A 23563-nucleotide genomic window follows, 5' to 3' on the forward strand; every position below is an offset into this window, starting at 1 on the left:
CCTAGTACTGCAACGGTGCTTGCCGTGACGGGTGGCCAGGTCAGGGGCTGTGTCCGCGTCGTTTGTAGTGGCTGGTGCGGGCCTGGTGTTGTCGTCGTCGGCGCCAGGTCGACCAGTGCAGGATGTGCTCGACGGGTGTGGGCCGGCGGTTGGTGAGGCGGGTGATCAGCCGTCGGATCTCGGCGAGGCTGAGGTGGATGAGCTGGGAGGATCCGTTTCTGCTTTCCCGGCATCCAGCTCGCGGGCTCGCAGGACGGTCAGGCAGGCGTGGGCGGCCATGGCGAGGGTGATGTGGCGGTGCCAGCCGGGATAGCGACGGACTTGGTAGTCGTCCAGTCCGCATTCCTGCTTCGCGCTCTGGAAGCACTCCTCGATGGCCCATCGGCTGCCCGCGATGCGGATCAGGTCATCCAGTGTGGTTCCAGCGGGGCAGTAGGCGATGTAGTAGGAGATTTCCTGCGGGCGTGCGACGCTGCGGCGGGCGATCACCCAGTGGCGGCGATCGGGCCGGTGCCAGGGCCGCACCTCGACGTGTGCCCAGTCGTAGATCCGCAGGCCGTGAGCCCCGCTGCCGCAGGAACGACGCTTCCATTTCTGCCGTGCCAGGCCGTTGAACAGGTCGTGGACGGGATGGTCGATCGCCCAGCGGGTGACCACGGTGTCGTGCCGGGTGGTGGCCATGACGTGGAAGACGTCCGCCCGCTCCAGCTCGGACCGCCAGCCCTTGGAGAAGCCGTAGGCGGCATCCGCGGTCACCCACCGGAACGGGATCTTGTCCGCGATGGCGCGGCGGACCATCGTCTTGGCCATGGCCACCTTGGTCTCGAAGGCGACCTCATCAGTGATGCCGGCCCGGCGACACCTTTCCCGGTCGTCGGTCCAGGAAGTGGGCAGATACAGACGCCGGTCGATCAGCGTCCGCCCACGGTCGGTGGCATAGGCGAGGAAGACGCCGACCTGGCAGTTCTCCGTCCGCCCCGCGGTTCCGGAGTACTGCCGCTGCACCCCCGCCGACCGCGTCCCCTTCTTCAGGAAGCCCGTGTCGTCCACGGCCAGGACGGCGTCCCGGTCGCCGAGGTTGTCGACCACGTACTGACGCACGTCGTCGAGTACCTCGTCGGCGTCCCACTCGATCCGGTTCAGCATCCGGTGGATGCGGTCCGGGCCCGCATGGCCGGCTTCCTCCGCCAGCGTCCAGCCGTTCTTGCGCTGCAGCGGAGCGATCAGTCCCCGCATATAGGCCAATGCCGACTCACGCGGCTCCGACCTGCTGAAACGGTGCACGAACCGACCATGCACAGCTTCCAGTTCACCCGCCCACAACCTGACACCAGCAAGGTCCCCACCCATAACCACACCAACGACCGACCTGGCCATCAGTCACGGCAAGCACCGTTGCAGTACTAGGGCCTGTTGTTCGGATCAGGTCGCAGGGGGCTGACGGTGCCGACTCACCGCCGGTGAGCGGGGTTCCATACGGCACAGATCACACCACGCGTCCCACCCGCCGGGCGTCACGCGTGCCCGGCGCTCACACCGTCCAGCCGGGTTCCAGGTCGACGATGTCGCCGGTCATCGCGGCGACGTCCGCCTCGATCTGTGTGCGCAGGGCCAGCCGCTCCACCCGCTCGGCTCGGTATTTGCCGTGTTCGGCGGCCGACTGCCACATCGAGAGGATCAGGAACTCGGGGCCCGGCGCCTCGCCGAACAGTCCGCGGATCATGCCCGGTGAGCCGGCCATCGCCGGGTTCCAGACCTTCTCCTGCATCAGCGCGAAGTGCTCGGCCCGCTCCTCGTGGACGCGGCAGTGGGCGACGCGGACGAGGTCGGCCTCGGTGAAGCGCGGTTCGAAGCCCGTCTTCACGTCGAAGCGGTAGTCGAACAGTTTGACCTGCTGGTCCTTGAACGTGCCGGACTGCGTGGCGGCCAGCCGGTCGTGGGAACGGGCCATGAAGGAGTCGTAGAAGGTGCGGCTCTCCCAGAAGGTGAAGACGTGCGCCACACCGGGGCGGGCGCGGCTGAAGCCCCCGCCCTGTCCCCTGAAGCCCGGCTCACCCGGCAGCCCCGCCCACTTCCGCTGTCCCCGTTCGAAACCTCGGCGGTCCACCACGGTGCAGCGAATCCACTTGACCAGCACCGCGCCATCGTAAGGCCACCGGCGTGGCGCCGGTCACGCTCGTCGGGAGCGCAGGGGCGCACGAGCACCCCCGACCGTCGCACGACCGTGGCAGGATGGACAAACGGCCCTCGCGGCCTGGTGGTTGGCGCTCGGCACTCGGGGAAGGGGCACATGCGGTGAGCGGCATCAGCAAGGGGATCGACAAGGCCGAGGTATCGGTCAAATGGGACCCGTCGCCCACCGGCGAGGACCCCACCGACCTCGACATCGTCGCCGGGACCTACACGGGCGACGACCCGTACGGCACCCCGGTCTACGTGGCGCACTTCGACAGCCGGTCCCCGGACGGGACGATCAACCTCAACCGGGACAGCCACGACGGCAAGGGCTTCGGCTGGGACGAGGTCATGACGCTGGAACTGGAGCGCCTCGATCCGCGGTACGTACGGGTGGTGGTCGGCGTGGTGATCCAGCAGCGGTACGGTCACCGGACCTTCGCCCGCGTCCTCAACCCCGCGCTCCGCGTCCGCGAGGGCTACGACGTACTCGCCGAGGACGACTTCACCGGAGTCCCGGACGCGACGGCGGCCACGATCGCGGAGTTCGTCCGGGACGACTCCGGCGAGTGGGAGTTCCGCGCGGGCCTCACCGGCTTCGCCGACGACGACCTGGCGACGTTCCCGCGCGTGATGGGCCGGGCCCGCGCCTGACCTCGCGTTTCGCCCGGGCCGGTCCGGGCGAAACCCTCGCGTTTCGCCCGGGCCGGTCCGGCGGACCCGCCCGGGCTTCCGGCGCGCGCAGCACTCCGGGAGCGGGCTCTGAGCCACGAGAGTCCGGCGTCTCGGTCGGTGGTGCCCACAGCGGCGCTCCGATACGCCGAGGGCGGGGGCCCGGACATCCGGCCCCCCGCCCTCGCCGGACGCCTTCGGCGCCCGGCGGTGTTCACCTCAGCTGCAACCGCTGGTGGAGCCGCAGCCCTCGCAGATGTAGCAGGAGCCGGCCCGCTGCATCTTCGTGCCGCAGGAGAAGCAGAGCGGGGCGTCCGCCTGGATGCCGAGCTGCATCTCGACCAGTTCGGCGCTGGTGTGGGCCTGCTTCGGGGCCGGCAGGGCCGCGGCGACCTCCGCCTTCGGCGTGGCGACGGCCTTCAGCTCCTGGGCGCGGGGCGCCGACTGGGCCAGGCCCTCGACGTCCATGTCCTCGTCGTCGAGCGGCTCGTAGGAGCCGGTCTCCAGGTGACGCTGGCGCTCCTCGGCGGAGTGGATGCCGAGCGCGGAGCGGGTCTCGAAGGGCAGGAAGTCCAGCGCCAGGCGGCGGAAGATGTAGTCGACGATCGACTGCGCCATCCGCACGTCCGGGTCGTCGGTCATGCCGGCCGGCTCGAAGCGCATGTTGGTGAACTTCGAGACGTACGTCTCCAGCGGCACCCCGTACTGGAGGCCGACGGAGACCGCGATGGAGAAGGCGTCCATCATGCCCGCGAGGGTGGAGCCCTGCTTGGACATCTTGAGGAAGACCTCGCCGAGACCGTCGTCGGGGTAGGAGTTGGCCGTCATGTAGCCCTCGGCGCCGCCGACGGTGAAGGACGTGGTGATGCCGGGGCGGCCCTTGGGGAGGCGCTTGCGGACCGGACGGTACTCGACGACCTTCTCGACCGCGGTACGGATCGTCTCCTCGGCCTTCTCGGTGATCGCGTCCTTCTCGACGGACTTGGTGTCCTTGGTCTTGGCCGACAGCGGCTGGCCGACCTTGCAGTTGTCGCGGTAGATGGCGAGCGCCTTGACGCCCAGCTTCCACGCCTCGTAGTAGATCTCCTCGACCTCCTCGACGGTCGCCGTCTCCGGCATGTTGACCGTCTTGGAGATGGCGCCGGAGATCCACGGCTGGATCGCGGCCATCATGCGGACGTGGCCCATCGGGGAGATGGCGCGCTCGCCCATGGCGCAGTCGAACACCTCGTAGTGCTCGGGCTTGAGGCCGGGGGCGTCGATCACGTTGCCGTTCTCGGCGATGTGGGCGACGATCGCCTCGATCTGCTCCTCCTGGTAGCCCAGGCGGCGCAGGGCCTGCGGGACGGTGCCGTTGACGATCTGCATCGAGCCGCCGCCGACCAGCTTCTTGAACTTGACCAGCGCCAGGTCCGGCTCGACACCGGTGGTGTCGCAGGACATCGCCAGGCCGATGGTGCCGGTGGGGGCGAGCACGGAGGCCTGCGAGTTGCGGAAGCCGTGCTTCTCGCCGAGGCGCTGCACGTCCTGCCAGGCCTCGGTGGCCGCGGCCCACACCGGGGTGTCCAGGTCGTCCATGCGGACGGCCACGGCGTTGGCGTCGGCGTGCTGCTTCATGACGCGCTGGTGCGGCTGGGCGTTGCGGGCGTAGCCGTCGTACGGGCCGACGACCGCGGCGAGCTCGGCGGAGCGGCGGTAGGCGGTGCCGGTCATCAGGGAGGTGATGGCACCGGCGAGCGCGCGGCCGCCGTCGGAGTCGTAGGCGTGGCCGGTGGCCATGAGCAGGGCGCCGAGGTTGGCGTAGCCGATGCCGAGCTGGCGGAAGGCGCGGGTGTTCTCGCCGATCTTCTGGGTCGGGAAGTCCGCGAAGCAGATGGAGATGTCCATCGCGGTGATGACCAGCTCGACGAGCTTCTGGAACCGCTCGGTCTCGAAGGACTGGTGGCCCTCGCCGTCGTCCTTGAGGAACTTCATCAGGTTGAGCGAGGCGAGGTTGCAGGACGTGTTGTCCAGGTGCATGTACTCGCTGCACGGGTTCGAGCCGTTGATGCGGCCGGACTCCGGGCACGTGTGCCAGTGGTTGATGGTGTCGTCGTACTGGATGCCGGGGTCGGCGCAGGCCCAGGCGGCCTCGGCCATCTTGCGGAAGAGCGACTTGGCGTCGACCTCCTCGATGACCTCGCCGGTCATCCGGGCACGCAGCCCGAACCGCCCGCCGGTCTCGACGGCCTTCATGAAGGTGTCGTTGACACGGACGGAGTTGTTGGCGTTCTGGTACTGGACGGACGTGATGTCGTCGCCGCCCAGGTCCATGTCGAAGCCCGCGTCGCGCAGGGCGCGGATCTTCTCCTCTTCCTTCACCTTGGTCTGGATGAAGTTCTCCACGTCGGGGTGGTCGACGTCGAGGATGACCATCTTGGCGGCGCGGCGGGTGGCACCGCCGGACTTGATGGTGCCGGCGGAGGCGTCGGCGCCGCGCATGAAGGAGACGGGGCCCGAGGCGTTGCCGCCGGAGGAGAGGAGCTCCTTGGAGGAGCGGATGCGGGAGAGGTTCAGGCCGGCGCCGGAGCCGCCCTTGAAGATCATGCCCTCTTCCTTGTACCAGTCGAGGATCGACTCCATGGAGTCGTCGACGGACAGGATGAAGCAGGCGGAGACCTGCTGGGGCTGGGGGGTGCCGACGTTGAACCAGACGGGGCTGTTGAAGCTGAAGATCTGGTGCAGGAGGGCGTACGCCAGTTCGTGCTCGAAGATCTCGGCGTCGGCGGGCGAGGCGAAGTACTTGTTGTCCTCGCCGGCCTTCCGGTAGGTCTTCACGATCCGGTCGATCAGCTGCTTGAGGCTGACCTCGCGCTGCGGAGTGCCGACCGCTCCGCGGAAGTACTTGCTGGTGACGATGTTGACCGCGTTCACCGACCAGAACTCGGGGAACTCCACGCCGCGCTGCTCGAAGTTGACCGAGCCGTCGCGCCAGTTGGTCATGACGACGTCACGAGACGCCCATTCCACCTCGTCGTACGGGTGTACGCCGGGGGTGGTGTGGATGCGCTCGATACGCAGGCCCTTGCTGCCCGCCTTGGTGCCCTTGGCGCGGGAACTCCGTGCCGGACCGCTCGCCGTCTCTGTCATGCCGCCTCCCTGATATCGGGCAAAACGCCCATCAGTGCCCGTTTCTTCCTGGCACTTGTGTGTGGTGTGTCTGCTGGTCACACGCGTCCGTGCTGCTCGGGCGCGCGTGACAGGTCTGTGTGCGCCGCCGTGGTGGCCGGTCCGGCGTCCCCGCCGTTCCGGGCCGGCCGTTTCGTCAGTCGGCGGCGGTGGCGGGCACGGGGACGCTCCCGGGCGTCCCTCCGGACCCGCGGTCGGTTCCCTGCCGTCCCGCCCGGTCGGCTCCCTGGCGTTCCGCCCGGTCGGCCGGCCGGCGTTCGGTGACGGCGTCCGCGCGGTCGTCGTCGTCCGCGCCTCCCGCCCCGTCGCCGGCGGGGTGCGCCGTCTGTTGCTGCCTGAGTTCCGCGATGGCGGCCTCGAAGTCCTCCAGCGAGTCGAACGCCCGGTAGACGGACGCGAACCGCAGATAGGCGACGAGGTCGAGTTCCTGAAGGGGTCCGAGTATGGCCAGCCCCACGTCGTGGGTGGTCAGCTCGGCGCTTCCGGTGGCGCGCACCGCCTCCTCGACCCGCTGGCCGAGCTGGGCGAGTGCGTCTTCCGTGACGGGCCGCCCCTGGCATGCCTTGCGCACGCCGTTGATGACCTTGGTGCGGCTGAAGGGTTCGGTGACCCCGGACCGCTTGACCACCATCAGCGAACAGGTCTCCACGGTCGTGAAACGACGGGAGCAGTCGGGGCACTGGCGGCGCCTGCGGATCGAGGTGCCGTCGTCGGTCGTACGGCTGTCGACGACGCGGCTGTCGGGATGCCTGCAGAAGGGGCAGTGCATGGTTCCAAGCCTCCTTCACGGCACGACACATCAGCCACAAGAGACCTCACCGGTCCCTCGGAGCGACCCCCAGCATAGGCGATCTCCTGACCGGCGAAAGACCGGGGGAACACAACTTGTGGGCCGCTGCCGCTATCCAACCACTAGATGTAGCGATTGGCTCGCACAAACGCCGATGACACGCCCGGCGCATGCGACACCGCGGGTGCGACGTGGGCGGGGTGCGACCGCCCGCTTGCGGACAGTGCCCGGCCCGCTTGCGGACAGTGCGCGCAGGGCCCCGGGACGGGACTCGCGGGCGCGTCCGAGCCGCGCGTGCACGGGACGTGCGCGCGGGCGTACCGACGTGCGGGCGGTCGTGCGCGGATGCGGTGGACACCGCATGGAGAAGCCGGGCCGGTGCGCGGCGCGCGGAAGCCCTGATGGCAGACTGGGCGCCGCCGACGCGGAGTCCCGGCCGACGGGGCCCTCGCCCCGGCGGTGAAGAGTACAGCAGCACATGCCCGCCCGACCCCCGGACGGCCGGCGTCGGCTATACACCTGGGCACCCGATTCCGACAGGTAATCAGCGGTTTTTCACTCGAACGTGTGTTTGGCGCAACCTTTCGAAAGCCACTACCGTTGTGCTGCACGGGAGACCATCGAGAGGGGCCGACGACGTGACCACCACCGCAGACAGTGCCGCCATCACTGCCCAGGACCGTTCCCAGGGCCGACTCGAGCCGGTGCATGCGATGACGGAAGTTCCGCACCCCGAGGGACCAAAGAGGTCCCTGCCCGGGCGACCTCCCGGCATCCGGGCGGACAGTTCCGGGCTGACCGACCGGCAGCGCCGCGTGATCGAAGTCATCCGGGATTCCGTGCAGCGGCGCGGCTACCCGCCGTCGATGCGGGAGATCGGCCAGGCCGTGGGCCTGTCCAGCACCTCTTCCGTGGCACACCAGCTGATGGCGCTGGAGCGCAAGGGCTTCCTGCGCCGCGACCCGCACCGCCCGCGCGCCTACGAGGTGCGCGGCTCGGACCAGGCCGCTCCCGTGCAGCCCACCGACACGGCGGGCAAGCCGGCCGCGTCGTACGTGCCCCTGGTGGGCCGGATCGCCGCCGGTGGGCCGATCCTGGCCGAGGAGTCCGTGGAGGACGTGTTCCCGCTGCCGCGGCAGCTGGTCGGTGACGGTGAGCTGTTCGTGCTGAAGGTCGTCGGTGACTCGATGATCGAGGCGGCGATCTGCGACGGGGACTGGGTCACCGTGCGGCGTCAGCCGGTGGCGGAGAACGGGGACATCGTCGCCGCGATGCTGGAGGGCGAGGCGACGGTGAAGCGCTTCAAGCGCGAGGACGGGCATGTGTGGCTGCTGCCGCACAACGCGGCGTACGAGCCGATCCCCGGTGACGATGCGACGATCCTGGGCAAGGTGGTGGCGGTGCTGCGGCGGGTCTGACGTCGTCGCCTGCGGGACGTCGCCTGCGGCGTCCTTGCCGACGGGCCCCGGAACCACCTGCGCCGGTTCCGGGGCCTTGTGCTGTGCGGGGCGGGTTCTTTCGCCCCCGCCGCCCCTGCCCTTCCCGCCCCTGCCCGTCCCGTCCCGTCCCTGACAAGGGGCTCCGCCCCTTGGACCCCGTACGGGGCTTCGCCCCGTTTCGCGCCCACGTGGCGGGGCCGCAGGGTGACACAACCCCGCGCCCCTACGCCTGTTTCGCCGCCGCGTCGATCGCCGCGAGGGAGCGGCGGACCTGGCCGCCGTCCACCGTGTACCAGAAGTCCGGCATCGACGCCTTCAGATAGCTGCCGTAGCGGGCCGTGGCCAGGCGGGGGTCCAGGACCGCCACCACACCCCGGTCCCCCGTCGCCCGGACGAGCCGCCCCGCCCCCTGCGCCATCAGCAGCGCGGCGTGCGTCGCGGCGACGGCCATGAAGCCGTTGCCCCCGGCCTCCTCCACCGCCTTCTGCCGCGCGCTCATCAGCGGATCGTCGGGCCGCGGGAACGGGATCTTGTCCATCACGACGAGCTGACAGCTCGCCCCGGGCACGTCCACGCCCTGCCACAGCGACAACGTGCCGAACAGACACGTCGCCGGGTCCGCCGCGAAGTTCTTGATCAGCTCGCCGAGCGTCTCCTCGCCCTGGAGGAGGATCGGGTACTCGGGGATGCGCGCGCGCAGCGCCTCCGCCGCGAGCTGGGCGCCCCGCATCGAGGAGAACAGCCCCAGCGTGCGCCCGCCGGCCGCCTGGATCAGCTCCGTCAGCTCGTCCAGCATGTCGGCCCGGTCGCCGTCCCGGGCCGGCCGGGAGAGGTGTTTGGCGACGTAGAGGATGCCCTGCTTGCGGTAGTCGAACGGGGAACCGACGTCGACGCCCTTCCACCGCGGCACCTCGTCCCCCTCCGTGCCCTCGGGGGCCAGCCCGAGCGAGGCTCCGACGCCGTTGAAGTCGCCGCCGAGCTTCAGCGTGGCCGAGGTGAGGACCACCGAGCGGTCGGTGAAAAGCTTCTCGCGCAGCAGCCCGGAGACGGACATGGGCGCGACCCGCAAGGACGCCCCGCTGTGTCGATACGCGGCTCCGCCGCGGGGCTCGTGCCGCTCGTACCAGACGACGTCCCACTCGCTGCCCTGCGTGATGCGCTCGGCCACGTCGTGCACCGACTCCACCGAGGCCAGGGCCTGCTTGCGGACGGCGTCCTCGTCCTGCACCGACTTGTCGCGCGTGGCGCCGATCGCCGAGATCACCGTACGGGCGGCGTCGCGCAGGGCCGTCAGGGCGTAGCCGAGGTCCTCCGGGATCTCCTCCAGGCGTCCGGGCAGCGCCAGTTCCATCAGCCGTTCGAAGCCCTCGGCGGCGGTCTGGAGCTGGTCGGCGGCCTTCTCGTTGACGAGCTTGGCCGCGCGCCGCACCGCGCGGTTGACCTGGCCCGGGGTGAGCTCGCCGGTGGCGACGCCGGTGACCCGGGAGACCAGTTCGTGCGCCTCGTCGACGATCAGGACCTCGTGCTGCGGCAGCACCGGGGCGCCCTCGATGGCGTCGATGGCGAGCAGCGCGTGGTTGGTGACGACGACCTCGGCGAGCTTGGCCCGCTCCCGGGCCGCCTCGGCGAAGCACTCGGCGCCGTAGGCGCACTTGGAGGCGCCCAGGCACTCCCGGGAGGAGACGGAGATCTGCGCCCAGGCGCGGTCGGAGACGCCGGGGGTCAGGTCGTCCCGGTCGCCGGTCTCCGTCTCGTCCGACCAGTCGCGCAGCCGCAGCAGGTCCTGGCCCAGCTTGCTGGTGGGGGCCGCCGCCTCGAACTGGTCGAACAGGCCCTCCTCCTCGTCCTGCGGCATGCCCTCGTGCAGCCGGTGCAGACACAGGTAGTTCGAGCGGCCCTTGAGCATCGCGAACTCCGGGCGGCGGCGCAGCAGCGGGTGCAGCGCCTCGACCGTGCGCGGCAGGTCCCGCTCGACGAGCTGCCGCTGCAATGCCAGCGTGGCCGTCGCGACGACGACCGGCTCGCCGTGCGCGAGCGCGGGCACCAGGTAGCCCAGGGACTTACCGGTGCCGGTGCCGGCCTGGACCAGCAGATGGGAGCCGTCGTCGACGGCGTCCGCGACGGCTTGGGCCATGGTCACCTGGCCGGGGCGCTCCGTGCCGCCGACGGCGGTGACGGCTGCGTGGAGGAGTTCGGGAAGTGAGGGCTTCGTCATAGCCCGACCACCCTACGGCCCGGGACCGACAACCGGGTCCGGACGGCCGGAGCGCGAGGGGCGGCCCGGGGTGGTGAGGGGCGCCCGTGCGAGCCGCCCCCGGGCGGGGTGGTCGCGTTCACATCAGATGCCGCAGGGAGCGGTCGCGGATCATCAGGGCCGCCCGCTTCCCGGGCAGCGTCAGCTCGGCGGAGAAGCGGAACCCCGCGCTCAGGAAGGCGGTGAGGGAGGCGGTGTTGCGCAGGTCGGGCTCCGCGACCACCCGCGCGCAGGCCGGGCGGTGGTCGAGAATCAGGTCGGTGACCGACCGCAGCAGCACCGAGCCGAGCCCGCGGCCCCGGTCGGCGACGGCGCCGAGGAGCAGATGGACGCCGGTGTCGTGCGGCCGGGCCGGATAGTGCCGGGCCAGGGGGTCGAGGTCGGCGCGGTACACCTCCCAGTAGCTCATCGCCGCGCCGTCCAGCACGCCGAGGCAGGGCACGCTGTGGCCGTCCCCGTCCGCCTGGGCGCGCAGATGCCGCCCGGTGACGTCGTCGGGCCCGTCGAGCTCCCAGAACGCGGCGACCGCCGGATCGTTCATCCAGCGCGCGACCAGCGGAGTGTCCCGCTCCGGGCGGACCGGCAGCAGCCGGAAGGCGCCGGCGGGGGTGGCGACCGGGCCCCAGTCCACGATCCGGCCGAGCAGGTCGTCGGCGGGGCCGGTGTCCGCGTCCCCCGCGTCGGGTGCGGGCGCGGCGAACGCCTCGGCCGGCCGCAGGCTCAGCGTGGTCTCGCAGTCGGATTCCTCGGGGACGGACAGGGGTTCCGCGGTGGGCACAACAGTGCGGCGCGACGGAGCGCCGTCGTCGGTGCGCGCGTCGTGGGAGGACACGGGGCGCTCCTCTCGGCAGACGGGGGTGGGCCGTGGTCAGCCATGAAGGGGGTTGGCGAGGGTGACGTAGACGGACTGGGTGTCGACGGGGCCGACGAGTTCGTCGAGCCCGTGCAGCCGGGTCAGCAGATTGGCCTTGCAGCGCAGCACGGGTGAGTCCAGCAGACGGGACGGCAGGCTCGTACGGAGCCGGTCCGGGCCGGTGGCGACGGCGGTGAGGAAGCCGCGGAACGCGGCGAGCAGCAGTCGCTCGTCGGCCAGGCGCTGCGCACCGAACGCGCCGATCAGCCCGAACACGTTGTTGATGCCGAGGTAGTAGGCGAACCGTTCGTCGGCGACCGCGTCGGCGACGAAGGTGTCGCTGCGGGCCCCGATGCCGGGCAGCAGGGCGTCTAGTTCCGCGTGCCGGGAGGTGCGGAAGTAATAGCCCTGGTTGTCCCGGTAGCGGCCGCCGGCCGGCCAGCCGTCGGGGTCCAGCAGGAGCAGGGTGTTCTGCTGGTGGGCCTCCAGCGCGATCCCGGCCTCCGCGTCCAGCCACAGCAGGGGCCGTACGACCGCCTCCAGATAGCGCAGGAACCACTCGACGGACACGGCGCCGGGCGGGCGGCCGGTGCGGCGGGCGAGCCGGGTGACGAGACGGGCGAGCCGGGAGCCGGTGCCGGGCGGGGCCTGGGCGGCCCCGGAGTCCGGCTCCGGCAGCGGGCGTGGCGCGACCAGGCCCGCCACGCACGACACGTCGTCCGACGGGGCGAACGGGTTGTGGCGGAGCAGCGCGTCGAGCCCGGGCACGGGGCCGCCGTCCGGGTCGTCGACGGCGAGCCAGGCCGGGTCGCGGACGATGTCGAAGCCGGGGTGGGCGGCCCGCCATCGCCGGCCCAGGCCGGTGCGCAGCAGCCGGTGCGCCTCGACGCCCCGGTGCAGTTCCTTGCGCAGGTTCTCCCGGCGGGAGTTGGTGATGCGCAGGCCGAGCGACAGCTTGAGCATGGCGGGGGCGCCGGTGCGGTGGACCGTGCGGACGGAGGAGGTGGGGTGCCAGGGCGGGCCGTACGGATGGAGGTCGCGGAGCAGCCCGGTGTCGAACAGCGCGGCGACGCCCGGTCGCAGGCGCAGTTCGCGCGCCTGCCAGGGATGGACGGGGAGCGCGGCGTGTCCGGCGGGCAGCGGCAGGCCGTGGCCCGCGAGCCGCGCGGTCAGCTGGGCGGCGGGCACGGGCCGTCCGCGTTCGGTCCAGGCGGAGTCGGTCGCGAGGGCGGTGGGGGCCACGGCCAGCCAGTGCAGCGGGAAGGAGCCGCGTGCTTCGGGCGAGTAGCGGCCGGCCTCCGCTTCGGAGAGCCCTTCGCGGCTCTTCGGCGTGGGGTGCAGTGGGTGGCCGAGCAGCAGCGCCTGTTCGGCGGCGAGGAAGAGGTCGGGACCGTCGTCGGGGCGGGCGCGGCGGTCGCGCAGGAAGACGGCGGTACGGCGCACGGAGTCGGCGACGCGCCCCACGAGGTCGGCGGCCTCCGCCCCCGCCCCGGGTGCGCCGGAGCGTGCGCCGGCCTCCCTGGCCAGCAGGGCCGCGAGCGTCACGGCGTCGACGGGCGGGGCGGACTCCGGTGCGTCCGTCAGGGCCGGTGCCCCGAAGCGGTGCCAGCCGGTCGCCGACCAGTGGCGGACCGGCACGCGCAGATGGGCGCCGGAGGCGGGCAACGGGACGCGGAGGACGCCGTCGTCCGGCGCCGCGAACCCGTTCTCCCGCACCCAGCAGCGCAGCAGATTGTCGACACCGGCGGCCTGGGCGGCGGCATACGGGTCGGGATGGTCGAGCGGGTCGGGATGGTCGAGCGGGTCGGGATGGTCGAGCAGGTGGGAGTGATCGAGGTGGTCGAGGTGGTCGAGTGGGGCGAGCCGGCCGCGTGCCTCGGGCTTGTCGCTCGCCGTACGGCGGTCGGGCGGGCCGGCGGGGCGGGGCGCCGACAGCCGCTCGACGGGGGCCGACGGACCGGCGGGCGGCGGGACGTCCTCGGCGTCCGTACCGGCGAGAGCGGCGGTCGTGTTCACACTGGCTCCTTGATTGCGAGGGGCGCGCGGCGGACCCGGCCACGGCGCACGGTTGCCTCACGCGCCGGCGCGCGCTCCCCGGGCCACCGCCGCCACGGCGTCGGCGAGGCGGTCCAGTACGGCGGAGGCCTGCTCGTCGGTGATCGTCAGCGGGGGCAGCAGCCGTACGACACTGGCGTCGCGGCCGCCCAGTTCGACGATGAGCCCGCGCCGCAGACACTCCCGCTGCACTGCCGCCGCGAGGTGGGGCGCGGTGGGGCGGGGCTCGTGACCCGCCGACTCCGTGAGGCCGTGACCCGCCGGCTCCGTGAGGCCGTGACCCGCCGGCTCCGTGAGGCCGTGACCCGCCGGCTCCGGGAGGCCGTGGCCCGCCGGCTCCGTGAGGCCGTGGCCCGACTCCGTGAGGCCGTGGCCCGACTCCGTGAGGCCGTGGCCCGACTGCGTAAGGCCGTCGGGCGACGCGCCGGCACCGCGCTCGCCCCGCTCCACGTCCCGACCGCCCGACTCCCCCGCCGGATCGACCAGCTCCACCCCGATCATCAGCCCGCGCCCCCGCACCTCCCCCACGCACGCGTACGACGTTGCCAGCTCCCGGAGTTGACCGAGCATCCGTTCGCCCAGCTCCGCCGCCCGCGCGGCGAGCCCGTTCTCACGGACGTACGCCAGGGTCGCCGTGCCCGCGGCCATGGCGAGCTGGTTGCCGCGGAAGGTGCCCGCGTGGGCGCCCGGCGGCCAGACGTCGAGGTCGTCGCGGTAGACGACGACGGCGAGTGGCAGGCTGCCGCCGATGGCCTTGGACAGCACCATCACATCGGGCACCGTGCCGCTGTGTTCGACCGCCCAGTAGCGGCCCGTGCGGCCCACCCCGGTCTGCACCTCGTCCACGATCAGCGGAATCGAACGCGCCTCGGTGAGTGCGCGCATGCGGCGCAGCCAGGCGTCGGGCGCGGGCAGCACGCCTCCCTCCCCCTGCACCGGTTCGAGGATCATCCCGGCGGGCCGGGGCACCCCGGACTTGGGGTCGTCCAGCAGCGACTCGGTCCAGCGCGCGGCGAGTTCGGCGCCGCGCGGGCCGCCGACGCCGAACGGGCAGCGGTAGTCCTGCGGATACGGCAGGCGTGCCACCCGTACATCGCTCGCGCCCCCGGATGCTTCGAGCGCCCCCGCGGTCTGTCCGTGGTAGGCGCCGGTGAAGGCGAGGATCCCGGTCCGTCCGGTGGCCGTGCGGACCAGTTTGAGCGCGGCTTCGACGGCGTCCGTTCCGGCGGGTCCGCAGAACTGGATGCGGGCACGCTCGGCGAGCCCCGGGGGCAGGGTCCGGAACAGTTCGGTGGTGAAGGCGTCCTTGACGGGGGTGGCCAGATCGAGGCAGTTGAGCGGGGCCCCGGAGTCCAGGACCCCGCGAATGGCCTCCAGGACCACGGGGTGGTTGTGGCCGAGGGCCAGCGTGCCCGCGCCGGAGAGGCAGTCGAGGTAACGGCGGCCGTCGGCGCCCTCGATGGTGAGGCCGCGGGCGCGTACGGGCACGATCGGCAGGGCGCGCGCGTAGGTGCGGGCGGCGGACTCGCGCGCCGCCTGCCGGCGCAGGATGCCTTCGTGCGCCCCGCGCGCACCTCCGGGCACGCGCGCCCCGAGCGCGTCTGCGGACGCGTGCGCCCCCGCCACCACCGATGCCTCCGCTGTCTCTCCTGCTTCTCCCGCTTCTCCCGCTTCTCCCGCTTCTCTCGTTTCTCCCGTTTCTCCCGCTTCTCCTGCCTCGGACGCCACCGCAGATCCGGTCACTGTCACGACGACGGTTCCTCCCGCTTCCCGACGGCGAGTTGCCGGGGCACCGCACGCCCGCGCCGGACAGCCGGGCGGCAGGCCCCGTGACCACCAACGACCGGAGAGGCCGGGGGGAAGCGGGCACGGGCACGATCTTTCGCCCGCCGTTGCCACGATCTTTCACCTGCCGTTGCCCCGACGGCCCTTGTCCCGGCGGCTCTTGAGCGCCGCTGCCGTGACGCAACCGTTGCCCTCCGGTGGGCAACCACCCACAGCGACCGCATAGTGTGGGATGCCGTCGCGTAAAGCCGTACGGGCAGGGGACTCACTCCCGCACGACAGTCAACTCCGCAGCACATCCCGTTCTTTCCAGGGGGACTTCACACCATGCGACCCATACGCCCGCTCTTCGCCGCTCGCCGAGAAAGGAGCGGACGCCGCAGGATCTCCCCCTCCCCGGCCGCCGTCGCCCTGGCCGCCGCACTGGCGCTGACGGCCACCGCCTGCGGCTCGGACGACGACACCAAGGCGAACGCCGAGATCTCCGCGAGCCCCTCCGCCGGCGACGACGGCAAGATCCACATCCCGGACGACGTCAAGCAGAAGCTCAAGGAGCACGGCTTCGACCTGGACAAGTGGAAGGACGGCGCCTGGAAGAACTGGGACAAGGACGACTGGCTGCGCGAGGCCAACGAGTACATCAACCCCATCATCCAGGGCCTGTGGGACCCGGACCGGATGCGCAAGGCCGACGACCCGGACAAGGGCGTCGACGCCAAGGATCTCGCCGCCGACCAGGGCGTCACCGATCAGACTCCCGCCCCGGTGCGGGCCCAGTCGGTCACGGCGCCGTACCACGACAGCGCACCCACCGCCGGCAAGGTCTTCTTCGACGCCCCCGAGGGCACGATGGTCTGCTCGGCGACAGTGGTCGAGGACCCGGCGCACCCGGGCAAGTCCAACCTGGTGTGGACCGCGGGCCACTGCGTGCACGCCGGCAAGAAGGGCGGCTGGTACCGCAACATCGCCTTCGTGCCCGCGTACAACAACGCCGGTGAGACGGCCGCCCAGTTGGTGGACGCCTCCCGCGAGGAGGTCGCGCCGTACGGGGTCTGGTGGGGCGACTGGGCGCAGACCTCGCAGCAGTGGATCGAACAGGGCGGTGAGACGGGCGGCCAGGGCGCCGCGTACGACTACGCCGTGATCCATGTGACGCCGGAGAAGGGCAGCGGCGGCAAGTCGCTGGAGGAGACGGTCGGTTCGGCGCTCCCGGTGAACTTCGACGCGCCCGCCGTGCCGGACGTCGACAGCATCACGGCCACCGGCTACCCGGCGGCGCCGCCGTACGACGGGCAGACGCTGTACCGCTGCCAGGACAAGCCGGGCCGGCTGTCGATCGCCCAGAACGACCCGACGATGTACCGCATCGGCTGCACCATGACCGGCGGTTCGTCCGGCGGCGGCTGGGTGGAGACGGGCTCGGACGGCAAGCCCGCGCTGGTCTCCAACACCTCCATCGGCCCGGTCAGCGCCGGCTGGCTGGCCGGCCCGCGCCTGGGCGACGTGGCGAAGGGCGTCTACGACGCGGTGAGCAAGAAGTTCGCAGCCGCGCGGTAACCGCGCGAGCACCGCGGCCGGGAACGGCGGAAAGGGCCCGGCCCCTGCGAGGGGGCCGGGCCCTTTCCACTGCACGCCGGCGCCGTACGGTCCGGGCGGGACCGTACGGCGTCGGCGTACCGCCTGTGGGCCGGTCCGGTCAGGCCAGCGGGGCCGGAGTGTACGGTTCCAGGTCCGCCGCCAGTTCCTCGTGCACCCGTACCTTGAGCAGCGTGCCCTCCGGGGTGTGCTCCTCGGAGAGGACCTCGCCCTCGGCGTGGGCGCGGGCGACCAGCTTGCCGTGGGTGTACGGCACCAGGGCCTCCACCTCGATCGCCGGGCGCGGCAGCTCCGCGTCGATCAGGGCGAGCAGCTCGGCGATGCCGCGGCCCGTGCGGGCGGAGACGGCGATCGCACGCTTCTCGGTCCGCAGCAGCCGCTGGAGCTCCAGCGGGTCGGCCGCGTCGGCCTTGTTGACGACGACGATCTCGGGCACGCCGGTGGCGCCGACGTCCCTGATCACCTCGCGCACGGCGGCCAGCTGCTCCTCCGGGACCGGGTGCGAACCATCCACCACGTGCAGGATCAGGTCGGAGTCGCCGACCTCCTCCATCGTGGAACGGAACGCCTCGACCAGGTGGTGCGGCAGGTGCCGGACGAAGCCGACCGTGTCCGCCAGGGTGTACAGCCGCCCGCCCGGGGTCTCGGCCCGGCGCACGGTCGGGTCCAGGGTCGCGAACAGCGCGTTCTCGACCAGGACGCCCGCGCCGGTGAGGCGATTGAGCAGCGAGGACTTGCCGGCGTTGGTGTAGCCGGCGATGGCGACGGAGGGCACCTTGTTGCGGCGCCGCTCCTGGCGCTTGACCTCGCGGCCGGTCTTCATCTCCGCGATCTCCCGGCGCATCTTCGCCATCTTCTCGCGGATCCGCCGCCGGTCCGTCTCGATCTTGGTCTCACCGGGGCCGCGGGTGGCGAGGCCGCCGCCCTTGCCGCCGCCCATCTGCCGGGACAGCGACTGGCCCCAGCCGCGCAGCCTCGGCAGCATGTACTGCATCTGCGCGAGCGCGACCTGCGCCTTGCCCTCACGGGACTTGGCGTGCTGGGCGAAGATGTCGAGGATCAGGGCCGTACGGTCGATGACCTTGACCTTGACGACGTCTTCCAGGTGGATCAGCTGGCCGGGGCTCAGCTCGCCGTCGCAGATGACGGTGTCGGCGCCGGTCTCGATGACGATGTCCCGCAGCTCCTCGGCCTTGCCGGAGCCGATATACGTCGCCGCGTCCGGCTTGTCGCGGCGCTGGGTGACGCCGTCGAGCACGAGGGCGCCGGCCGTCTCCGCGAGGGCGGCGAGCTCCGCGAGGGAGTTGTCCGCGTCCTGGATGGTGCCCGAGGTCCAGACGCCGACGAGGACGACCCGCTCCAGGCGGAGCTGGCGGTACTCGACCTCGGTGACGTCCTCGAGTTCGGTGGAGAGGCCGGCGACGCGGCGGAGGGCCGCGCGGTCGGAGCGGTCGAGCTGGTCGCCGTCCCGCTCTCCGTCGATCTCGTGGCTCCAGGTGACGTCCTCTTCCATCAGGGCATCGGCCCGGAGACCCTCGGGGTGAGTGTGCGCGAGGCGTTTGGTGGCCTGAGAAGAGGAAGAGGAGGAGGTCATTGGTTCCTTACGTCGTGGGAATGCGGTGGGGGACGGCGGGGAGCCGTCCTCTTCGTCAACGTGTGAGAGTGCCCGGGGATTCCCGGGCGGGCCCGTCGCACGGCCGACCCCCCGATGCTCCCACGGCCCCCCGGCCCCCGTCACCGTGTTATCGCCCCCGCCGCCCCGTAAAGATCGCACGGTTCCCCGCGCCCCTGTCAGGGGTGCGAGGAACCGCGCATTCAGGGGCGCCGGAACTGCGTACTCAGCGGCGCGGGGAACTACGCACTCAGGGGCGCGGGGAACCGCGCGAGAAGCCCCACCGGCGGTCAGCCGACAACACGCCCCCGGGGTCCAGGGGCGGAGCCCCTTGTCAGCTCGGGTCGGTGGCCGGACGCCAGTCCGGGTGACCCGGCATCGGCGGCGTCTTCGCCCCGTACAGCCACGGCCGCAGGAACCCGCTCACGTCCCGCCCCGCCACCTCCGACGCGAGCCGTACGAAGTCGGCCGTCGTCGCCGTACCGTCCCGGTGCGTGCCGACCCACTCCCGCTCCAGCCGCTGGAACGCGTCCGCGCCGATCTCCTGCCGCAGCGCGTACAGGACCAGCGCCGCGCCGTCGTAGACGTTGGCCCGGAAGATGCCGATCTTCTGGCCGGCCTTGGGCGGCTTGGGCGCGGCCGGCGGGCCGCCGGACGCCCTCCAGCCGTCGGACGCGGCGTACGCCGCCTTCATACGGGCCTCCATGGGCCGGTCCGCCTTCTCCTGGGCGTACAGCGCCTCGTACCAGGTGGCGTGCCCCTCGTTGAGCCACACGTCGGACCAGGCGCGTGGGCTGACGCTGTCGCCGAACCACTGGTGGGACAGCTCGTGCACCATGATCGACTCGACGTACCAGGCCGGGTAGCCGGGCTCGGTGAACACCTCCTTCTCGAACAGTGAGAGGGTCTGCGTCTCCAGTTCGAACCCGGTCTGCGCCTGCGCCATCAGCAGCCCGTACGTCTCGAACGGGTACGGGCCGACCTTGCTCTCCATCCAGGCGATCTGGCCGGGGGTCTTCGCCAGCCACGGCTCCAGCGCCTTCTTGTCCTTGGCGGGGACGACGTCGCGGACCGGCAGTCCGTGCGGGCCCTGGCGGTGCAGCACCGCCGAGCGGCCGATGGAGACCTGGGCGAGCTCGGTGGCCATGGGGTGCGCGGACCGGTACGTCCATGTGGTGGTGCGGGCGGTGCGCTCAAGCCCTGCGGGCAGGCCGTTGGCGACGGCCGTGTAGCCCTCGGGGGCGGTCACGTGGAAGGTGAAGTCGGCCTTGTCGGAGGGGTGGTCGTTGCACGGGAAGACGAAGTGCGCGGCGTCGGCCTGGTTGGCCATGGCGAGGCCGTCCGTGGTCCGCACCCAGCCGCCGTCCCGGTCGGCGGAGGGCTTCCGCGGGTCGCTGGTGTGCCGGACGGTGACCAGGAGCGGGGTGCCCGGCACGAGCGGGGCCTCCGGTGTGACGACGAGGTCCTCACCCGCGGTGGTGAACGAGGCGGGGTCGCCGTTGACGGTGACGGACTGCACCGTGCCGTGCGAGAAGTCGAGGTTGAACCGCTCCAGGTTCTCCGTGACGCGGGCGTTGATCCTGGTGACGGCGGTGAGCGGCTTGGTGTTGTCGCCGCCGTAGGTGAAGGACAGGTCGTACGCGCGGACGTCGTACCCGGGGTTGCCCAGGTGCGGGAAGAGCCGGTCGCCGATGCCGAGCGGCTCCGCCGGGGAGGGCGCGGAGGCGGCGACGAGGCAGACGGAGACGGCCGAGGCGAGCAGGGCGGCGCGCAGTCGCCCGCCGCGGCGGGAGCGGCGTGGCCTGCGGGTGTCGGGGAGCGGAGGGGCGGACGAGCTGCTCTGCGGATCCGGGGTGTGCGGCATGGATCACCGCTATCAGCGCCCGCACCCGACACGGCGCAGACGCGCACCGAGCCCACCCGAAAGAGGGGCGTACGGGGGCCGGGGGACGTGTACGGCGACGCGGGGAAGCCCAAAATGCAACCGTGCGCACGCATCGCGCCGGGGGCCCGTGCGGCGGCACCCGGGCGCCCGCACGCACGACGCCCCGAGGGCGCGCGGGGCAGCACGGAGATGCCAGGCACGCGCCCGAACGCACGACGGCCCGGGGGCGGAACACAACCAGGCGCACCCGCCCGCCCGCCGTCGCGCACAGCGTCACCCGGCGGCACGGGCGCGACGCCCGGGGCCGGTGCGGTGCGGTGCCCGGGGCCGGGTGGGGCACCCGGGGCCGGAATGCGGCCGACCGCAGCCGACGGCCCGAGGGGCAGCACGGAGATGCCAGGCACACGCCCGAACGCACGACGGCCCGGGGCGGAACACAACCAGGCGCGCCCGCCCGCCGTCGCGCACAGCGTCACCCGGCGGCACGGGCGCGGCACCCGGGGCCGGGTGCGGCACCCGGGGGGGCGGATGCGGCACCCGGGGGGGGCGGATGCGGCACCCGGGGCCGGATGCGGTGCCGGGGCCCGGATGGGGCCCGACCGCAGCCGACGGCCCGAGGGCGCGCGACGGCGCAGGTATGCCGGGAACCGACCAGGCGCGCCCGCTACCCCGAATGGCGCGCAGCCGCGCCCGGCGGCACGGGACGCGACGCCCGCGACCCGGCACGGTCGGCCGACGCCGCCGGCCCGGGCGTCCGTTCGACGGCGCCCGGGCGGCGGCGTCCGGACGCCGCCGCCCGGTCGGCGGCCTCCGCGCATCGGCGCCCGGCCGGTGAGGTTCGGTCGGCCGCGCCCGGTGAGCCGCGGCCGGTCAGCCGCGGTCGGTGGTTCGGGCCGCGGCCTCCGTGTGCTGGGCGCGGTCGACGTCGTACACGCCGGGGACGTCACGCATGGCGCGCATCAGCGCGGGGAGGTGCGCGGCGTCGGGGAGCTGGAGCGTGTACGTGTGCCGTACGCGCTGCTGGCTGGGCGGTTCGACGGTCGCCGAGACGATGCCGACGCCCTCCCGGGCGATCGCCTCGGTGAGGTCGGCGAGCAGGTGGGGCCGGCCGAAGGACTCGGCGACGAGCGTCACCCGGAAGTCGGCGGTGTCCCCCCAGCGCACGTCGACCTCCGCGCGCCCGGCGCTCTTCATGCGCGCCGCTCCGGCGCACTCGACGCGGTGGACGGTCACCGCTCCCCCGCGCACCGTGAAGCCGGTGATCTCGTCCGGTGGTACGGGCGTACAGCACCCGGCGAGCCGTACGGGGGCTCCGGGCCGGTCGGCCACGACGCTCGCGGGGGCGCGCGTGGCGGCGGGGCGGGGGTCGGAAGCCGCCGCGGGCGCCCGGCGTGCGCCCTCCGGGCCGTCGGCCGGAACGGCGAGCGGGGCGGCAGGCGCGGTCGGCGGATGGGCGGTGAGCCAGCGCTGGATGGCGATGCGCGCGGCGGGGGTGTGCGCGTGCTCCAGCCACTCGCGGGAGGGCTCGGAGGCCGCGTCCTGGCCCATGAGGAGCTCGACCGCGTCCCCGTCCTTCAGCACCGTGCTGAGCGTGGCCAGCCGGCCGTTGACCCGGGCGCCCATGCAGGCGTGGGCGTCCTCGCCGTACTGGGCGTAGGCGGCGTCGACGCAGGTGGCGCCCTCGGGCAGACCGAGCGTGCCGCCGTCGGGGCGGAAGACGGTGATCTCGCGGTCCTGGGCGAGGTCCTCGCGCAGCGCCGACCAGAAGATGTCGGTGTCGGGGACCGCCTCCTGCCACTCCAGGAGGCGGGAGAGCCAGCCGGGACGGGTGGGGTCGGCGCGCTCGCCGTCGGCCGGGTCCTCGGCCCCGGGGGCGTACGGATTGCCGAGGGCGACCACGCCGGCCTCGGCGACCTTGTGCATCTGGTGGGTGCGCACGAGCACTTCGGCGACCTCGCCGTCCGGGCGGGCGACGGCCGTGTGCAGCGACTGGTACAGGTTGAACTTGGGTACGGCGATGAAGTCCTTGAACTCCGAGACGACCGGCGTCATACAGGTGTGCAGTTCGCCGAGGACGGCGTAGCAGTCGGCGTCCTCGGCGACCAGGACGAGCAGCCGGCCGAAGTCGGTGCCGCGCAGGGTGCCGCGTTTGCGGGAGACGCGGTGGACGGAGACGAAGTGCCGCGGCCGGATGAGGACTTCGGCGGTGATGCCGGCCTCGCGCAGGACCGCGCGGACCTCGTCGGCGACCTCCGTGAGGGGGTCGGTGCCGCGTTCCGCGTTGCGCGCGATCAGCTCGCGGGTGTGCGCGTACTCCTCGGGGCGCAGGATCGCGAAGACCAGGTCCTCGAGCTCGGTCTTGAGGGCCTGGACGCCGAGGCGTTCGGCGAGCGGGATGAGGACGTCGCTGGTGACCCTGGCGATGCGTTCCTGCTTCTCGGGGCGCATGACGCCGAGGGTGCGCATGTTGTGCAGCCGGTCGGCGAGTTTGATCGACATCACACGGACGTCGTTGCCGGTGGCGACAAGCATCTTGCGGAACGTCTCGGGCTCGGCGGCGGCGCCGTAGTCGACCTTCTCCAGCTTGGTGACGCCGTCGACGAGATAGCGCACCTCCTCGCCGAACTCCTCGCCGACCTGGGCGAGGGTGACGTCCGTGTCCTCGACCGTGTCGTGGAGGAGGGACGCCGTGAGCGTCGTGGTCTCGGCGCCGAGCTCGGCGAGGATGAGGGTGACGGCGAGCGGGTGCGTGATGTACGGCTCGCCGCTCTTGCGCATCTGGCCGCGGTGGGAGGACTCGGCGAGGAGGTAGGCGCGGCGGAGGGGGCCGAGGTCGGCGTCGGGATAGTGGGCGCGGTGGGCCTCGACGACGTGGCCGATGGCGTCAGGGAGCCGGTCGCCGCGGGCGGCCGGTCCGCGGAGGGCCGCGCGGCTGAGGCGGCGGAGGTCGAGGTGGCGGCTCTTGCGGCGGGGGCCGGCGGGGGTGGGGGCGTCCTCGGGTGTGGGGGCCGGGCGCGGGGCCGGGGTCGGCGCCGGGGGTGTCATGGACGCCGCGGACGCGGGCGTGGTGGGGGCGGGCGTGGCAGGGGTCGTGGCCTCCGCACTCATGGGCACCTCCGGCTGCTAGACCGGCGGACGGGTTCCCCTTTGCTTGTGCGCGGCTCGGGGACTGGTGGTGTTCCCCGTCCGGGCCGGTGCTTGATGCTATCGAGCCCACCACGGCTGTCCGACCGCCTCCCGCCGAGCGTGAAACGGATCACCCAATCGAGCGACGTGAGG

Annotated in this window: 14 protein-coding genes; 3 read left to right on the top strand and 11 right to left on the bottom strand. The window is 72.6% G+C overall.

The features are described 5' to 3' along the window. Positions 1-165: 165 nt before the first annotated feature. Entirely contained in the window at positions 166-1350 is a 1185-nt protein-coding gene (locus tag IO29_RS24445; RefSeq protein ID WP_033227032.1) for an IS701 family transposase, read from the bottom strand. Positions 1351-1531: 181 nt separating this feature from the next. Continuing rightward, positions 1532-2137, bottom strand: coding sequence for a YdbC family protein (locus IO29_RS24450; RefSeq protein ID WP_030379444.1), 606 nt, complete (start codon positions 2135-2137; stop codon positions 1532-1534). Positions 2138-2295: 158 nt separating this feature from the next. On the opposite strand from IO29_RS24450, the gene IO29_RS24455 reads away from it, so the two are divergent. Continuing rightward, complete coding sequence (locus tag IO29_RS24455) at positions 2296-2829, top strand: TerD family protein (protein ID WP_030379445.1); 534 nt, start codon at positions 2296-2298, stop codon at positions 2827-2829. A 237-nt stretch (positions 2830-3066) separates the two neighbouring features. Here IO29_RS24455 and IO29_RS24460 read toward each other — a convergent pair whose 3' ends face one another. After that, the gene (locus tag IO29_RS24460) at positions 3067-5976 is read right to left on the bottom strand and encodes a vitamin B12-dependent ribonucleotide reductase (protein WP_030379446.1); all 2910 of its coding nucleotides are present in this window, start codon (positions 5974-5976) and stop codon (positions 3067-3069) included. A gap of 175 nt (positions 5977-6151) precedes the next feature. Next, the gene (gene nrdR / locus IO29_RS24465; protein ID WP_030379447.1) at positions 6152-6784 is read right to left on the bottom strand and encodes a transcriptional regulator NrdR; all 633 of its coding nucleotides are present in this window, start codon (positions 6782-6784) and stop codon (positions 6152-6154) included. A 659-nt stretch (positions 6785-7443) separates the two neighbouring features. Here nrdR and lexA point away from each other — a divergent pair. Next, positions 7444-8223 carry a transcriptional repressor LexA gene (gene lexA / locus IO29_RS24470; protein ID WP_030379448.1) on the top strand — a complete coding sequence of 260 codons (780 nt, stop codon included), beginning with the start codon at positions 7444-7446 and terminating at the stop codon, positions 8221-8223. A gap of 244 nt (positions 8224-8467) precedes the next feature. Here the strand turns inward: lexA and IO29_RS24475 are convergent, their stop codons facing one another. The 4 genes from IO29_RS24475 to IO29_RS24490 form a co-directional block, all read right to left on the bottom strand. Then, the gene (locus IO29_RS24475) at positions 8468-10459 is read right to left on the bottom strand and encodes an ATP-dependent DNA helicase (RefSeq protein WP_030379449.1); all 1992 of its coding nucleotides are present in this window, start codon (positions 10457-10459) and stop codon (positions 8468-8470) included. 118 nt (positions 10460-10577) lie between these two features. After that, a complete protein-coding gene (locus IO29_RS24480) occupies positions 10578-11330 on the bottom strand; it encodes a GNAT family N-acetyltransferase (RefSeq protein ID WP_030379450.1) in 753 nt (250 codons plus the stop codon). Between the two features lie 36 nt (positions 11331-11366). Beyond that, the gene (locus tag IO29_RS24485; RefSeq protein ID WP_030379451.1) at positions 11367-13367 is read right to left on the bottom strand and encodes an IucA/IucC family protein; all 2001 of its coding nucleotides are present in this window, start codon (positions 13365-13367) and stop codon (positions 11367-11369) included. Between the two features lie 57 nt (positions 13368-13424). Next, the gene (locus tag IO29_RS24490) at positions 13425-14990 is read right to left on the bottom strand and encodes a diaminobutyrate--2-oxoglutarate transaminase family protein (protein ID WP_030379452.1); all 1566 of its coding nucleotides are present in this window, start codon (positions 14988-14990) and stop codon (positions 13425-13427) included. A 528-nt stretch (positions 14991-15518) separates the two neighbouring features. Between IO29_RS24490 and IO29_RS24495 the strand changes: the two genes are divergently transcribed. After that, positions 15519-16748, top strand: coding sequence for a trypsin-like serine peptidase (locus tag IO29_RS24495; RefSeq protein ID WP_030379453.1), 1230 nt, complete (start codon positions 15519-15521; stop codon positions 16746-16748). 139 nt (positions 16749-16887) lie between these two features. Here the strand turns inward: IO29_RS24495 and hflX are convergent, their stop codons facing one another. The 3 genes from hflX to IO29_RS24510 form a co-directional block, all read right to left on the bottom strand. Next, the gene (hflX, locus tag IO29_RS24500) at positions 16888-18381 is read right to left on the bottom strand and encodes a GTPase HflX (RefSeq protein ID WP_030379454.1); all 1494 of its coding nucleotides are present in this window, start codon (positions 18379-18381) and stop codon (positions 16888-16890) included. Positions 18382-18733: 352 nt separating this feature from the next. Continuing rightward, positions 18734-20263 carry a M1 family metallopeptidase gene (locus IO29_RS24505; RefSeq protein WP_030379455.1) on the bottom strand — a complete coding sequence of 510 codons (1530 nt, stop codon included), beginning with the start codon at positions 20261-20263 and terminating at the stop codon, positions 18734-18736. An 891-nt stretch (positions 20264-21154) separates the two neighbouring features. Next, the gene (locus IO29_RS24510; protein WP_037840590.1) at positions 21155-23392 is read right to left on the bottom strand and encodes a RelA/SpoT family protein; all 2238 of its coding nucleotides are present in this window, start codon (positions 23390-23392) and stop codon (positions 21155-21157) included. Between the last annotated feature and the right edge of the window lie 171 nt (positions 23393-23563).

The organism is Streptomyces sp. NRRL F-6676 (genome assembly GCF_000725625.1).
Taxonomy (GTDB): Bacteria; Actinomycetota; Actinomycetes; order Streptomycetales; family Streptomycetaceae; genus Streptomyces.

Bases quoted from the DNA above. Each gene is read 5' to 3' on its own strand.
- IO29_RS24445 (WP_033227032.1), bottom strand. From the start codon at position 1,350: ATGGGTGGGGACCTTGCTGGTGTCAGGTTGTGGGCGGGTGAACTGGAA.
- IO29_RS24460 (WP_030379446.1), bottom strand. From the start codon at position 5,976: ATGACAGAGACGGCGAGCGGTCCGGCACGGAGTTCCCGCGCCAAGGGC.
- nrdR (WP_030379447.1), bottom strand. From the start codon at position 6,784: ATGCACTGCCCCTTCTGCAGGCATCCCGACAGCCGCGTCGTCGACAGC.
- IO29_RS24475 (WP_030379449.1), bottom strand. From the start codon at position 10,459: ATGACGAAGCCCTCACTTCCCGAACTCCTCCACGCAGCCGTCACCGCC.
- IO29_RS24495 (WP_030379453.1), top strand. From the start codon at position 15,519: ATGCGACCCATACGCCCGCTCTTCGCCGCTCGCCGAGAAAGGAGCGGA.
- hflX (WP_030379454.1), bottom strand. From the start codon at position 18,381: ATGACCTCCTCCTCTTCCTCTTCTCAGGCCACCAAACGCCTCGCGCAC.
- IO29_RS24505 (WP_030379455.1), bottom strand. From the start codon at position 20,263: ATGCCGCACACCCCGGATCCGCAGAGCAGCTCGTCCGCCCCTCCGCTC.
- IO29_RS24510 (WP_037840590.1), bottom strand. From the start codon at position 23,392: ATGAGTGCGGAGGCCACGACCCCTGCCACGCCCGCCCCCACCACGCCC.